The sequence below is a fragment of the Polymorphobacter sp. PAMC 29334 genome (assembly GCF_019431245.1).
GTDB classification, from domain to species: Bacteria; Pseudomonadota; Alphaproteobacteria; order Sphingomonadales; family Sphingomonadaceae; genus Polymorphobacter_B; species Polymorphobacter_B megasporae.
The window spans coordinates 2,585,411-2,599,224 of the sequence record NZ_CP080243.1 but is presented as its reverse complement, the minus strand read 5'-3'; the positions used below and the strand labels follow the sequence as shown (position 1 = coordinate 2,599,224).

Annotated in this window: 12 protein-coding genes; 8 read left to right on the top strand and 4 right to left on the bottom strand. The window is 65.9% G+C overall.

All coding sequences use genetic code 11. The features are described 5' to 3' along the window. The first annotated feature begins 52 nt into the window (after positions 1-52). Positions 53-1,681, top strand: a complete 1,629-nt coding sequence (locus KZX46_RS16025) for an electron transfer flavoprotein-ubiquinone oxidoreductase (RefSeq protein ID WP_219774808.1) — start codon at positions 53-55, stop codon at positions 1,679-1,681. A gap of 178 nt (positions 1,682-1,859) precedes the next feature. On the opposite strand, the gene KZX46_RS16020 is transcribed toward KZX46_RS16025, so the two are convergent. Continuing rightward, positions 1,860-2,501, bottom strand: a complete 642-nt coding sequence (locus KZX46_RS16020) for a hypothetical protein (RefSeq protein WP_219774807.1) — start codon at positions 2,499-2,501, stop codon at positions 1,860-1,862. Beyond that, positions 2,498-3,511 (bottom strand): hypothetical protein, encoded by a 1,014-nt coding sequence (locus KZX46_RS16015; RefSeq protein ID WP_219774806.1) that lies wholly within the window; start codon positions 3,509-3,511, stop codon positions 2,498-2,500. Before KZX46_RS16015 ends, KZX46_RS16020 begins: the two co-directional genes overlap by 4 nt. Before the next feature lie 400 nt (positions 3,512-3,911). Between KZX46_RS16015 and KZX46_RS16010 the strand changes: the two genes are divergently transcribed. From KZX46_RS16010 to ilvD, 5 genes are all read left to right on the top strand, one after another. Then, entirely contained in the window at positions 3,912-5,687 is a 1,776-nt protein-coding gene (locus KZX46_RS16010; RefSeq protein ID WP_219774805.1) for a tetratricopeptide repeat protein, read from the top strand. Continuing rightward, entirely contained in the window at positions 5,684-6,496 is an 813-nt protein-coding gene (locus tag KZX46_RS16005; RefSeq protein WP_219777132.1) for a 4-(cytidine 5'-diphospho)-2-C-methyl-D-erythritol kinase, read from the top strand. Before KZX46_RS16010 ends, KZX46_RS16005 begins: the two co-directional genes overlap by 4 nt. A gap of 173 nt (positions 6,497-6,669) precedes the next feature. After that, positions 6,670-6,981: a hypothetical protein gene (locus KZX46_RS16000; RefSeq protein ID WP_219774804.1), complete on the top strand. Its 312-nt coding sequence runs from the start codon at positions 6,670-6,672 to the stop codon at positions 6,979-6,981. A gap of 97 nt (positions 6,982-7,078) precedes the next feature. Further along, a complete protein-coding gene (locus KZX46_RS15995) occupies positions 7,079-7,846 on the top strand; it encodes an enoyl-CoA hydratase/isomerase family protein (protein ID WP_219774803.1) in 768 nt (255 codons plus the stop codon). A gap of 28 nt (positions 7,847-7,874) precedes the next feature. Next, positions 7,875-9,590 (top strand): dihydroxy-acid dehydratase, encoded by a 1,716-nt coding sequence (gene ilvD, locus KZX46_RS15990; protein WP_219774802.1) that lies wholly within the window; start codon positions 7,875-7,877, stop codon positions 9,588-9,590. A 493-nt stretch (positions 9,591-10,083) separates the two neighbouring features. Here the strand turns inward: ilvD and KZX46_RS15985 are convergent, their stop codons facing one another. Together KZX46_RS15985 and KZX46_RS15980 are read right to left on the bottom strand one after the other, a co-directional pair. Continuing rightward, a complete protein-coding gene (locus KZX46_RS15985) occupies positions 10,084-10,734 on the bottom strand; it encodes a dienelactone hydrolase family protein (RefSeq protein ID WP_219774801.1) in 651 nt (216 codons plus the stop codon). A gap of 162 nt (positions 10,735-10,896) precedes the next feature. Next, positions 10,897-11,112, bottom strand: a complete 216-nt coding sequence (locus tag KZX46_RS15980) for a hypothetical protein (protein ID WP_219774800.1) — start codon at positions 11,110-11,112, stop codon at positions 10,897-10,899. A 30-nt stretch (positions 11,113-11,142) separates the two neighbouring features. Here KZX46_RS15980 and KZX46_RS15975 point away from each other — a divergent pair, with 30 nt between their 5' ends. Both KZX46_RS15975 and KZX46_RS15970 read left to right on the top strand, forming a co-directional pair. After that, on the top strand, positions 11,143-12,552 hold the full coding sequence (locus KZX46_RS15975; RefSeq protein ID WP_219774799.1) for an NAD(P)H-hydrate dehydratase: 1,410 nt from the start codon (positions 11,143-11,145) through the stop codon (positions 12,550-12,552). Then, positions 12,549-13,751: a class I SAM-dependent RNA methyltransferase gene (locus KZX46_RS15970; protein ID WP_219774798.1), complete on the top strand. Its 1,203-nt coding sequence runs from the start codon at positions 12,549-12,551 to the stop codon at positions 13,749-13,751. The genes KZX46_RS15975 and KZX46_RS15970 overlap by 4 nt, the downstream gene beginning before the upstream one ends. The last annotated feature ends 63 nt before the right edge of the window (positions 13,752-13,814 follow it).

Genomic DNA, 13,814 nt, shown 5'->3' with positions numbered 1-13,814 from the left:
GGGGAAGATCATGAGCGAAAATAACGCCCAACGGGAGTCCCAGAGGGAGTCGATGCCCTACGACGTCGTCATCGTCGGCGGCGGTCCGGCGGGGCTGTCGGCGGCGATCCGGGTCAAGCAGGCGGCGGCTGAAAAGGGCATCGAGGTGTCGGTCTGCGTCCTCGAAAAGGGGGCCGAGATTGGCGCGCATATCCTGTCAGGCGCGGTCGTCGACCCGCGTGCGCTCGACGAGCTGCTGCCGAATTGGAAGGACCTCGACAGCCCGATGACGGTGCCGGTCGTCGAGAACCATCACTGGATCCTGACCGCGGGCAAGAAGTACGACTTTCCCCACGGCCTGATGCCGCCGTTCATGAACAACAAGGGCTGCTACACGCTCAGCCTCGGCAATTTCTGCCGCTGGCTGTCGACGCAGGCCGAAGCGCTCGGGGTCGAGATCTTCCCCGGCTTCGCCGCCGCCGAGATCCTGTACGACGAGCACGGCGCGGTGATGGGCGTCGCGACCGGCGACATGGGCGTGGCGCGCGACGGGACGCACAAGGACAGCTACACGCCGGGGCTCGAACTCCACGCCAAATACACATTTTTCGCCGAGGGTGTCCGCGGGCATCTGTCGAAGCAGCTGATCCGCCAGTTCAAGCTCGATGAGAACAGCCAGCCGCAAGTCTATGGCATCGGGATCAAGGAGCTGTGGGACATCGACCCGGCGAAGCACGTCCCCGGCAAGGTCATCCACACCCAGGGCTGGCCGCTGAGCGATGCCAACGGCGGCGGGTTCATCTATCATCAGGCGAACAACCAGGTCGCGCTCGGCTTCGTCGTCTGGCTCAATTACTCGAACCCCTACCTCTCGCCATTCGACGAGATGCAGCGGTGGAAGACCCACCCCGCGCTTAAGGAGATGCTCACCGGCGGCCGCCGCGTCAGCTACGGCGCGCGCGCGATCAACGACGGCGGCTACCAGTCGGTGCCCAAGCTGACCTTCCCCGGCGGTGCGCTGATCGGGTGCAGCGCGGGCTTCGTCAACGTGCCCCGGATCAAGGGCAGCCACACCGCGATGAAGACCGGCATGATGGCCGCCGACGCCGCCGTCGACGCGATCGTCTCGCAGCGCGCCAACGACGGCCTGACCGCGTATCAGAACGCGTACGATGCGAGCTGGGTCAAGGAGGAGCTGCGCGGCGTCCGCAACACGCTCCCGGCGGTCGAGAAGTTCGGCAACGTCGCCGGCACCGGCATCGCCGGCGTGACGATGTGGGCCGAACACCTCGGGATCCGCATGCCATTCACAATGGGGCATCACAAGGACAACGAGCAGCTCAAGCGTAAGGAGCACGTCCACAAGATCGTGTACCCCAAGCCCGACGGCGTCTTCAGCTTCGACAAATTGACGAGCGTCTTCCTGTCGAACACCAACCACGAGGAAGACCAGCCGATCCACCTGACGCTCAAGGACGCGACCGTCCCCGTCGAGGTCAACCTGCCGCTCTACGACGAACCGGCGCAGCGCTACTGCCCGGCGGGAGTCTACGAGATCGTCGAGGAGGAGCGCGGCCCGCGCCTCCAGATCAACGCGCAGAACTGCGTTCACTGCAAGACGTGCGATATCAAGGACCCGACGCAGAACATCGTCTGGGTGGTGCCCGAGGGGGGCGGGGGGCCGAATTATCCGAATATGTAGCCGCTGCGCGGCCGCCAGCCGCGAAGCGAACGCACTTCGCGTTCGTTAGCAGCGCAGCGGACTCGCGCAGCGGCCGGCCGGCGGGGCGGCGGCCATCGGGCCGCCGAACCCGTCCGACGACCGGCACGGCTTTGCCGCGACGCTGCCTTGGGCAAGCGCCAAAACAAGTGCTAGAATCCTACCGCTCTACGTCATTGATCTCATTATCATTGACGACAAGGCTAAGTGCGAGCTCACCGAATATCTTGTCGGCACCCCAAGCCTGAGCTGCTGTAAAAGCGATCTGCCGCTGCTGGTCGAACGTAAGCTCTCGCACAGTTTTGTATCCAAGGTCGTGATGAGATTCCGACCAAGCGTGTTGAAATAAGGTCTTTATTTGTAGCTCAAAGAATTCTGGGACAGCACTTTCCTCTCCATCAGAAATGACTTCATCTGGCGTTTGAAATATGAAATGATACCCAAAATAACCAAATGAACTAGCATCATCTGGAGACTTTGGAGCAGCTTCAATGTGACTCATAAAAGCAGTTACATGGGATCGAACAAGCTCAACGTCACTAAGATACAATACGTTAATGCGAGCCCCAATCTGATCTTGTATGCCGTATCTGGGGTTTTCATATTTAAGTTGGCCGGCGTCATCCACCTTAGAAGCTTTAGCGAAATATCGATCAGGATTTTTTGCTCTAACGGTTACCGAGTCTATTCTCGGCAATTGAGACATGATTTGACAGAGGTAACTTTGTAATCGCTCAGAAGTCTTTACCAAGATGTCATAACGTTCTAGGTATTCAGTTTTAACGGAGACATCGATAGTCATTTCTTGGCCAATCGTTGGTCGCTCACCCTTCCGCGGGTTTTGTATTCGATTATATCCCCAGAATGTGTGGTCTCAAATATCTTTTCAAACTCGTCGCTTGGAGCGGTCAGGATTGCACCCGTATTCATTTCAACGGTGCGAAACGGTGCAACAACCTTGAATTGGTTGGCGTCAAACTCGAACGTTTTACCAAATAAGCTGGGCTTTGGCAGCGCGGTCTTAATCGTCTCTTGTGCGGCCGTACTTAGGGCGAAATGGTCACAGAAACCCTGGATGGTTAGCGATTTATTCTCAAATACTGCCGTCGCTAGCGAACTAGCGTGCGCAATTTCGCTTTTAACCGTAAGGTTTGGATTTGTTTTTAAAGCTTCTTTGAGCGCTGTCGCTAGCCGACGCGTACCCTGTGCAGGTGTTTCCGAAAAGTCTGCGTTCAAAAAATCTCTCAGCCAGTATTCGGAGATATGCTCACCAGACTGCCCGGCTTGCCGATCCGTCGCAATGCCTTTCCAAAATCCATCAGGGGGGCTTGGGTGTTCTACCATCGCTGCTTTGTATGAAGTGAGGCGCTTGATGAAGACCTGCTCAAGAAATTCTACATCGAGCGAACCAGAGGCGGCATCTGCAAGGATCGCTTGATCTGTCGGAAAACGCGACATAACCAATCGCCTTTGGAGTCCGTGAAGGCCGCTTAAAAGGAAAAATAATCCTGTTCCGCTTCGATTGTCCGTAACATTCTGGAGACGTTGAGCAATAAGGAGGCCAGTTGCAATCGATGGAAGCTCATAAAAGCTGAGCATAAGGCTACGACATTCATTTAGTTGCTTCCCGTTCGCGTCAGGATTGAACGTGATTTCAAAATTATGTGCTCCAGTCTGATCGGAAAAAACGCCGGAGAGCATAATGCTCAGTTTGTTTTGCTCGATGATGATCTCCTTACTGGAAATCACCGGCGGATTGCTCAAACCTTTGCCGGGAGCGATCAGATAAGCGAAAACATTTGTGATTGGCATAAAAGTCCCCCTCAGACCTTCTGCCGATCCGCGAAGCAGAAATCAAATAAGGCTTGTGTTTGGCGTCTGGCGACTCGTTGATATGTGATCAGCGGCACCCAGACATCTTCAACACGACCCACCTCTCCCCTGCAACTTTCCCCTGTCCTACACCCCTCCGCTTACGCTAGCCTTCCCCCCGTCGCCACCGGGCAACACGCGCTCTTTCTCATTGGTACTCCCCGTCGTCGCTCCCGCCGGAAAGGCGAGACGAAAAAGCACACGCTTTAGTGTGAACTTATTTTGAACTTAGCGTCGGATCGGCCGACGCTCCCCCCAAAGGCGCGGCGCCAAGAACCGCTGTTCGACGCCCCCCGATCCGCGTTACCCTTGGCCGGTACGAGTCTCGGAGCCTCACCTTATGCCCACCCTCTCGCTCAGCCGCAGCGCCTCGCGGCTCCCTCGCACCGGGAGGGTGTTTCAACTCGACGTGGCGTCAACTTCGTCAACTTCCGCGGCTTTTGCACTTATTTGGTTAGCGCTGGCCGCCCCCGCGCTGGCGACGCCGCGCCCGGCGATCTCGCCGCTCCACGGCTATATCCTCGGGCGCTTTGCCGATGCCGACAACCGGCTCGACGATGCCGCGCATTATTACGACGATGCGCTCAAGGCCGATCCGGGGGACCTGACGCTCCAGCGGCGGACCTTCGACACCGCGGTCGCGGCGGGGGACGAGAAGCTTGCGGTCGATCTGGCGAAGCGGCTCGACGCGGCGAAGGCGGGGGATTCGACGACGGCGCTGGTCCGCCTCGCCGATGCGCTCAAGCGGCGCGACTGGAACGCCGCCGATGCCGCGCGCCCGGGGCTGGCCGACGCGGGCTATGCCGCCGTCGTCGCGCCGATCGTCGAGGGCTGGACGCTGTACGGGCGGGGCAAGACCGACGAGGCGCTGGCGGTGCTCGACCCGGCCAAGTTCCAGGGCTTCGCGCGGAGCTATGTCACCGAGCATCGCGCGCTGATGCTGTCGGCGGCGAAGCGCTGGGACGAGGCGGCGCCGCTGTACGCCGCGCTGCTGACCGGCGAGGCGCGTGCGGTCGTCCGGCTCCGGGTGGCCGGGGCGGCGGCGCTCCAGGCGGCGCACAAGGATGCCGAGGCGAAGGCGCTGCTCGTCAAGGGCGGGGCGGACCCGGTGCTCGATGCGGCGCTCAAGCGGCTCGATGCGGGGCGGGCGCTCGATGCCGGGCCGAGCGAGCCGCGGCAGGGGGTGGCCTTGCTCGTGGCGCGGCTGGCGGGGGATCTGGCGCGCGAGAAGCCGGTGCCGCTGGCGCTGGTATTCGCCCGGGTCGCGACCTTCCTCAGTCCGGAGACCGCCGATACGTGGCTGATCACCGGCGACGTCCTTGCCCGGAGCGAACGGCCCGAGGCGGCGATTGCGGCGTTCGCGCACATCGCACCGAAGGACCCGCAGGCCAGCCTTGCGGCGATCCACCGGGCGTCGGCGCTGTCCGACCTGGGGCGCGATGCCGAGGCGCGCAAGCTGTTCGAGGCGGCGGCGAATGGGCCGGAGGCGACAAGCGACGACTGGCAGCGGCTGGGGGATTTCGAGCGCAAGCTCAACCGCAATGCGGCGGCGGCAGCTGATTACGGGCACGCGATCAGCCTCGCCACGCCCGCCGATCCGCCGGGGTGGATGCTGTATTTCCTGCGCGGCGCGGCCTTTGAGCAGAGCAGCGATTGGGGGCACGCCGAGCCCGATCTGCGCGCGGCGCTCGCGCTGGCCCCTGAGGAGCCGACGGTGCTCAATTACCTGGGCTATGCGCTGCTCGACCGCGGGTTGAAGCTGCCCGAGGCGCAGACGCTGATCGGCACCGCCGCCAAGCTGCGTCCCGACGACGGCTTCATCGCCGATTCGCTGGGGTGGGCGTATTACCGGACCGGGCAGTACGCCAAGGCGGTGACCACGCTCGAAGGCGCGGCGCGGCTCGAGACCGGCGACGCGACGATCAACGAGCATCTCGGCGATGCGTATTGGCGGGCGGGGCGGCGCATCGAGGCGCGGTTCAGCTGGCGGGCGGCGCGCGACCTGTCGCCGACTCCCGAGCAGGGCGCGCTGATCGCGAAGAAGCTCGATTTCGGGCTCGACGTCGCCACCGCGCAGGCGGCGCAACTTCCCTCAGCCGCCGCGCCCAAGCCTTGATCGAGGCGGCACCGGCGAAGGTCAACCTCGCCCTCCATCTTCGGCGGCGGCGCGATGACGGGTATCACGATCTCGAAACCGTGTTCGTGTTCACCGAGCTTGGCGACACGCTTCGTGTCCGCGCCGAGGCCGGCCTAAGCCTCGCGATGAGCGGTCCCCTTGCTCAGGCGGTCGGCGACGGCGACAACCTGGTCCTCCGCGCTGCGAGGGCTCTGGCGGAAGCAGCGGGGGTGCCGGCGAATGCGGCGCTGACGCTGGACAAGCATATCCCGGTCGCGGCGGGCCTCGGCGGCGGATCGGCGGATGCGGCGGCGGCGCTCCGCCTACTCAACCGCTTCTGGAAGCTGGAGTGGCCAATAGCGCGTCTGTTGCCGATCGCCGCGTCGCTCGGTGCCGACGTTCCCGCGTGTCTCGTCGGTCGTACGGTGACGGGGACGGGCAGGGGGGAGGTGCTCACCCCTGTCGATCTCGATATCGCGGGCACGCCGATCCTGCTGGTCAACCCGCGCGTCGCGGTGCCGACCGGCCCGGTATTCTCCGGCTGGGACCGGATCGATCGCGGGCCGCTCGACCCAACGGCGTGGCGCGGCGCGCGCAACGATCTGGCTAAGCCAGCGATCCGGCTTGCACCCGTCATCGCCGAAGTCCTTGCCGCACTCGCGAACACAGGGGCTTGTCTCGTACGCATGTCGGGGTCGGGAGCGACGTGTTTCGCGCTCTACGCTAGCGCAGCAGGACGCGACTCGGCAGCGCGATCGCTCAGTGAGGCTAGCCCGGGATGGTGGACCTGCCCGACGAGCATCGTCTGAGCCGGCATCCAACGATTCTTGTTGCGCCGCAGCATGAGCCGTGCTCAAAACAATTTTGATTTACGCTCAGTTTCTCGCTTGACGATCTTCTGAGTGTGACTTAGATCGGCCTCAGTTGTTCTGAGTGAAACTCAAGTCTGCCCTCCCCCGTCTCGCTTTCTAGGAGATCCACCATGTTCACCCGCTTCATCACCACAGCCCCGGTTGCCATTGCAATCAGCGCCGCGTTCATCGCAGCCGCCGCTCCCGCATCTGCCGCGCAGTCGGCAGCGACCTGCACGACCACCCCGAACCAACTCCGCGCTGCCGCAAGCACCGCAACGACTGACCGGCAGAAGTCGGCGCTGATTCTGATCTCGACCGGCGAGCGCCTGTGCGCGGTCGACGCAACATCCGAAGCTGCCAAGAAGTTCGCCGCCGCTGCCCGTACGCTGGGCGTCGACATGGCGGCGTTGCCGGCCTCGACGACGGCTTCGACGCAGTAGCTTTAAGCCTTCGACCCAGAACTGGCCGCGCACTCAATGGGTGCGCGGCCTTTTTGTTGGGGTTGCCCGATGCGGCCCGATCGGTGACACGCGGGAGATGAGCGATCACCTTTATCTCCAGACGAGCGGCGGCGTCGCCCGCCTTGTCATCGACCGCGCTGCCAAGCGCAACGCCTTCGACCAAACGATGTGGGAAGCATTCCCCAAGCTCGTCGATCGAGCCATGGCCGACCCCGCGGTCCGCGTCCTGATCGTCGGCGGCGGGCAGGGGCCGTTCTGCGCCGGGGCCGACATCGGTGAATTTGCAACCCATGCCGCCGACCCGGTCTGGCGGGGGCGCAACAACGCCGCCATCCGGGCGACGCAGATTACGCTTGCCCGTGCCCCTAAGCCGACGCTTGCAGTGATCGATGGCGATTGCATCGGCGGCGGGCTCGGCATCGCGCTGGCGTGCGATGTCCGGCTGGCGTCGCGGGCGGCGCGCTTCGGCCTGACCCCGGCGAAGCTTGGGCTGGTCTATCCGCTCCACGATACCAAGCTGCTCGTCGATCTCGTCGGCCCGAGCCAGGCCAAGCGCATGCTGTTCACCGCGCGCACCTTCGATGCGGCCGAGGCGCTCAGACTCGGACTGGTCGACGACGTCGCCGATGACCTTGCCGCCGCGGTCGACGACTTCGCCGCCCGGGTTGTCTCGCTGTCGCCCGCGACCCAGTTGGCCGCCAAGGCGATCATCCGGCGGATCCTCGACGGCGCGAGCGACGACGATGCCGTCTCGGCGGCGCAGTTCGACGCGGCATTCGACTCGCCCGACTTCGCCGAAGGCGTTGCTGCCTTCCTCGCCAAGCGGCCGCCGCGCTTTACTTGAGGGCGCGGTTGCGGCCATGAACAGGCCCATGAGCTTCGATAAATCACGGCTGCCGAGCCGCCACGTCACCGTTGGACCCGAGCGCGCGCCGCATCGGTCGTATTATTACGCGATGGGCCTGACCGCGGAGGACATCGCCAAGCCGTTCGTCGGGGTTGTTTCGGCGGGCAACGACTCGGCGCCGTGCAACACGACGCTTGATGCGCAGGCCGATGCGGCGCGGGCCGGAGTGATCGCCGCCGGGGGGACGCCGCGGCGGTTCAACACGATCACCGTCACCGACGGCATCGCGATGGGCCATCAAGGGATGAAGTCGTCGCTCGTCAGCCGCGAGGTCATCGCCGACTCGGTCGAGCTGTCGATGCGCGGCCACAGCTATGACGCGCTCCTGACCTTCGCCGGCTGCGACAAGTCGCTGCCGGGGATGATGATGGCGATGCTCCGCCTCAACGTGCCCGCGGTGTTCGTCTATGGCGGGTCGATCCTGCCGGGGCGGTTCGAAGACAAGGACGTCACCGTCGTTGACGTCTTCGAGGCTGTCGGCCAGTTCGCCGCTGGGGCCTGCCCGCTCGCCCGGCTGACCGCGCTCGAGAAGGTCGCCTGCCCGGGCCACGGCGCGTGCGGCGGCCAGTTCACCGCGAACACGATGGCGTGCGTTGCCGAGGCGATCGGCCTGTCGTTGCCCAATTCGAACATGATGCCCGCGCCGTACGAGGGGCGTGCCGCGCTCGCCGTCGCCGCGGGGGAGGCGGTGATGCACTGCCTCGAAGCTAACCTCCGTCCGCGTGACATCTGCACGCGCAAAGCCTTTGAAAATGCTGCGACGGTCGTTGCCGCGACGGGCGGATCGACCAACGCCGCGCTGCATCTGCCGGCGATGGCGAACGAGGCGGGGATCGAGTTCACGCTGTTCGACGTCGCCGAGATCTTCAAGCGGACCCCGTATATCACCGACCTCAAGCCCGGCGGGCGCTACGTCGCGCGCGATCTTTACGACGCTGGCGGCATCTACATGGTGATGAAGACGCTGATGGACGGCGGCTTCCTTCACGGCGACTGCATGACGGTGACCGGCAAGACGCTCGCCGAAAACCTCGCGCAGGTGACATGGAACGCGAACCAGGACGTCATCCGCCCGGTTTCGAACCCGCTCACGCCCGGCGGCGGGGTCGTCGGCCTGCGCGGCTCGCTCGCCCCCGATGGCGCGATCGTCAAGGTTGCGGGGATGCACACGCTCGTTTTCGAGGGCCCGGCGCGGGTGTTCGACTGCGAGGAAGACGCCTTTGCGGCGGTCGAGGCACGCTCGATTCGCGAGGGCGAGGTCCTCGTCATCCGCTATGAGGGGCCCAAGGGCGGCCCCGGGATGCGCGAAATGCTGTCGACCACCGCTGCGCTTTACGGCCTCGGTATGGGCGAGAAGGTCGCGCTGATCACCGACGGGCGGTTCTCGGGCGGAACGCGCGGCTTCTGCATCGGTCATGTCGGTCCCGAAGCCGCCGACGGCGGACCGATCGCGCTCGTCGAGAACGGCGACCGCATCCGTATCGATGCCGAAGCCGGGACGATCGACCTGCTCGTCGACCCCGCCGAACTCGACAGTCGCCGCGCCGGATGGGAGCCGCGGGTCAACGCCTATCAGGCGGGGGCGCTGTGGCGCTACGCGAAGACCGTCGGCCCGGCATGGATGGGCGCGGTGACCCACCCGGGAGCCAAGGCTGAACGGCACGTTTACGCGGATATTTGAACGACTTAGCCGGAAGAAAAACGCCTCTTGAGCTGGGTAGCGGCTACCAGGCTTGATGCTAAGTTCAAAATAAGTTCACACAAACGACGGTGTTTTTCGCATTCGCCTCTGCCTTGAGGCGGGTGCCCTTATTGCCGCAAATGCGCGATCCGCTTCCGCCTCAAGCGTAGAAGCGCTTGCCCAGCGCACTAAGTTCAAAATAAGTTCACACAAGAGACGGTGTCATTCGCGTTCGCCTCTGCCGCGAGGCGGGTGATGGTATCGCCCCCATTGCGCGACCCGCTTCCGCGAAGCGCGCGATCAAAAATGCACCGATGAGAAAGAACACGCGCCGCCCGGTGACGACCGAAGAAGGCTAGCGCAGGCCGGGGGGTGTAGGACAGCGCGTTTTTTGAGGCTCGTCACGCGCCTGTCGAGGACCGATGATGCTGTTCCCCGGGAATCATGCGTCGTCGCATCGAAGGTCGGCTGAGCGGCCGATCAGCGTCGTCGGCTAATTGCCGCGCAGCGTCCGGTCGAACAAAGCGAGCATCGCGACCCAGCCGCGCTCGGCTTCATCATGGTCGTAGACGGGAAAGTCCGGCATCATCCAGCCGTGTGCCGCGCGGTAAGTCGCGGTATCGTAGCGCACGCCGGCTTGATCGAGTGCCTGCTCGAACCGTTCCGCCATGTCTGGCGGATAGCTGCCATCGTTCTCGGCGGCGCCGATATAGACTTCGGCCTCGAGCTTCGGTGCCAGCCTGTGAGGGCTTTCCGGCGCGTCGGTCGCTAGATTGCCGCCGTGAAAACTGGCGACGGCGGCGAATCGATCCGGATACGTCCCGGCCGCCGCAAGCGCCATTCCACCACCCATGCAAAATCCGACCGCGCCGAACTCGCCGCCCGCAACGTCGTCACGCGAACGGAGATAGGCGAGGAACGCGTCGCTATCCTCGGCGGCCTTGTCGTTGCCGGTCGTCGCCATCAATGGACCGAGGATCGCGCGAAAATCACCGACGAACACTTCGGCAGGGACGAACGGTCCATAGGGCCCATAGCGGTAGAACAAGTCGGGGAGCAGGACGACGTAACCGGCGTCGGCGAGGCGCTGCGCCATGTCGAGCATGGCGGGCCGCATGCCGCCGGCGTCGGTGTAGAAGATCACCGCAGGCCACGGGCCGCTGCCGTCGGGCGTGACGGCTTAGCAAGGGCAGATGCCATCGCGGGTCGTGACGGCAACATGCTCGTGCGGCATCAGACGACCTTATGTCCTAATTGTGTTGCTTCGAACGACCTGCGCAGCGTGGTTGCGGACGACGAACCGGCGCTACGGTGCGACCGGTCTTGGCGCCACCAGCGCGAGTGAGCCAACCGGGATTGGACGGACCGCGCCGAGCATCGGCTCGCCGTTGCCGTCGCGCGGAACCTCGTCGTGGGTGCCGCCGGCGACCGCCTTGCTGTCGTACAACGGCGACTGGGCGCAGGCTCCCAGCGCGGCGACTGCGGCGAGCGCGAGGGCGGGGGCGAGGAAGCGGGGTGTCATCGGGAGCGAGTGATACTACAGCATCGCATTATGGCAAGCCGATTGACCCTGCCGCCGGTGCTCGATGCCGGCGAGATGCGCGCTGCCGAAGCGGCGCTATTCGCGGGCGGCATCGACCCGCTCGACCTGATGGAGCGCGCGGGGGCGGCGGCGGCGCGCGCGGTGCTCGCTTTTGCCTCGCCGCGCGATGTCGTCGTGGCGTGCGGGACCGGCAACAACGGCGGCGACGGCTATGTCGCCGCGCGGCATCTCGCGATTGCGGGGGTCGCGGTGCGGGTGGCGGCGACCGGTGAACCGGCCACCGCCAATGCGCGGGCGATGGCGGCCCGCTGGGGCGGGGCGGTCGAGCCAATTGCGAGTGCGAAGCCTGCGAATGTGCTCGTCGATGCGGTGTTCGGGATCGGGTTGAGCCGTCCGGTCGAGCCGGGACTGGCGGGCGAACTGGCGCGGCTTGCGGCAGCGGCCCACGTCGTCGTCGCGCTCGACGTGCCGAGCGGGCTGTTCACCGACGATGGCGGTGGCGAGTCGATCGCCGCCGACCTGACGGTTTCGTTCGGCGCGCTCAAGCCGGTCCATCTCCTCGCCGCTGCGCGCTGCGGGCGGGTCGTGGTTGCCGACATCGGGATTGATGCGAGCAGGGCGCGGACGTGGGGAACCGCGCCGCCGCCGTCGTTCGAACCTGCTGCCGACAGTTATAAATATGCGCGTGGGGCCGTTCTGACGCTCGGCGGCCCGGCGGGGCAGGGGGGAGCGGCGCGGCTGGCGGCGCGCGCGGCGTTGCGCGGCGGCGCGGGGCTGTCGATGATCGCCTGTCCCGCGGGGGCGCTTGCCGAGAACGCGGCGCGGCTCGATGCCGTGATGGTCCGTGAAGCCGACGACGCTGCGGCGGTGACGGCGTTGCTTGCCCGCCACCGCTTCGCCGCGATCGCCGCTGGTCCGGGGCTGGGCGACGGTCGCGCGCGGCTCGGCGCGGTGCTTGCGAGCGGGTTGCCGCTGGTGCTCGACGCCGACGTCTTCACGCTGTTCGCAGGTGACCCGGCTGGGCTGGCGGCGGCGCTGGCCGGCCCGGCGGTCCTGACGCCGCACGAGGGCGAGTTCGTCCGCCTGTTCGGCGACCTGCCCGGATCGCGCCTCGACCGCGTCCGCGCCGCTGCTGCGAAGGTCGGCGCGGTTGTCCTGCTTAAGGGGGCGGCGACGGTGATTGCCGCTCCCGACGGTCGCGCCGCGATCAACACCCATGCGACGCCGTGGCTGGCGACGGCGGGATCGGGCGACGTGCTGACCGGGGTCATCGCCGCGTGTCTCGCGCAGGGCTATGACGCGTTTGACGCAGCGTGTGCCGGGGCGTGGCTCCACGGTGACGCCGGGCGGCGATGCGGGGCAGGGCTGATTGCCGAGGACCTGCCCGAGGCAGTCGCGGCGGCGCTGGCCGGGCTATGACCGACTGGGTCGACATCGTCCGCATGGCAGCGCGCGGCGACGGCGTCACCGCCGACGGGCGCTTCGTCCCCGCGACAGTAGCCGGTGACCGCGTCCGCTTCGACCCGTTCGAGATCGCGCCCGGCCCCGACCACGCGACGCCGCCGTGCCGCCATTTCCCCGAGTGCGGCGGCTGCCAGCTCCAGCACGTCACCGATCCGGCGTACGAGCGCTGGGTCGCGGCGCGGATCATGTCGGCACTCGACGCCGCCAAGGTCGCAGTCGGCGCGATCGAGCCGGTTGCCCTGTCGCCGCCGCGGAGCCGACGCCGGGCTTCGCTGCGCGCGGTAAAGCGGGGCAAGACGCTGACGCTCGGCTTCAACGCCGACGCGAGCCACCGCATTGTCGACATGCACGAATGCTGGGTGCTGACCCCCGGGCTGTTCGCGCTCGTCGCGCCCCTGCGGAGCCTGCTCGACGCGGCGCTCAAGGACGGTGAAGGCGCGGGGGTGACGCTGACCGAGAGCGAGAGCGGGGTCGACCTGCTGCTCGCCAACGTCGCCGCGCGCAGTCTTGCCGAGATCGAGCGACTGAACGCCTTCGCCGCCGCCAACGATCTCGCGCGCCTGTCGGTCGAGGGGCCCGACGGGGTCGAGACGGTGACCGAGGCGCGCCCGCCGGTGCTGCGCTTCGGCGGCGTGCCGGTGGTCCTGCCGCCCGCGCCTTTCCTCCAGGCGACACGCGAGGGAGAGGCGGCGCTGCAAGCAGCGGTGGTGGCAGCGGCCGACGGGGCGGGGGCGGTCGCCGACCTGTTCTGCGGGCTCGGGACATTCGCACTGCCGCTCGCCCGAACGGCGAAGGTGCTCGCGGCGGACGGGTCGATGAGTGCCACCGCAGCGCTGGGCAGCGCTGCGCGACTGGCAGGGGCGCGGGTGTACGTCGAGCATCGCGACCTGTTCCGCAAGCCGCTGACCGGGCCCGAGTTGGCGCGGTTCGACGCAGTCGTGTTCGATCCACCGCGCGCCGGAGCGGTGGCTCAGGTCGCCGAACTCGCGGCGAGCAAGGTCCCGGTCATCGTCGCGGTATCGTGCAATCCCAACACCTTCGCGCGCGATGCGGCGATGCTGGTCGAGGGCGGCTATCGGCTCGAACGCCTCTGGCCGGTTGGTCAGTTTCGCTGGTCGACGCATGTGGAGCTGGTGGCGAAGTTCGTTCGGTGACCTGGGTTGGCGGGGCACGGGCAAAGCCCGCGCCTTCGTCGGACGGGTGCGGCTGCGTTAAAC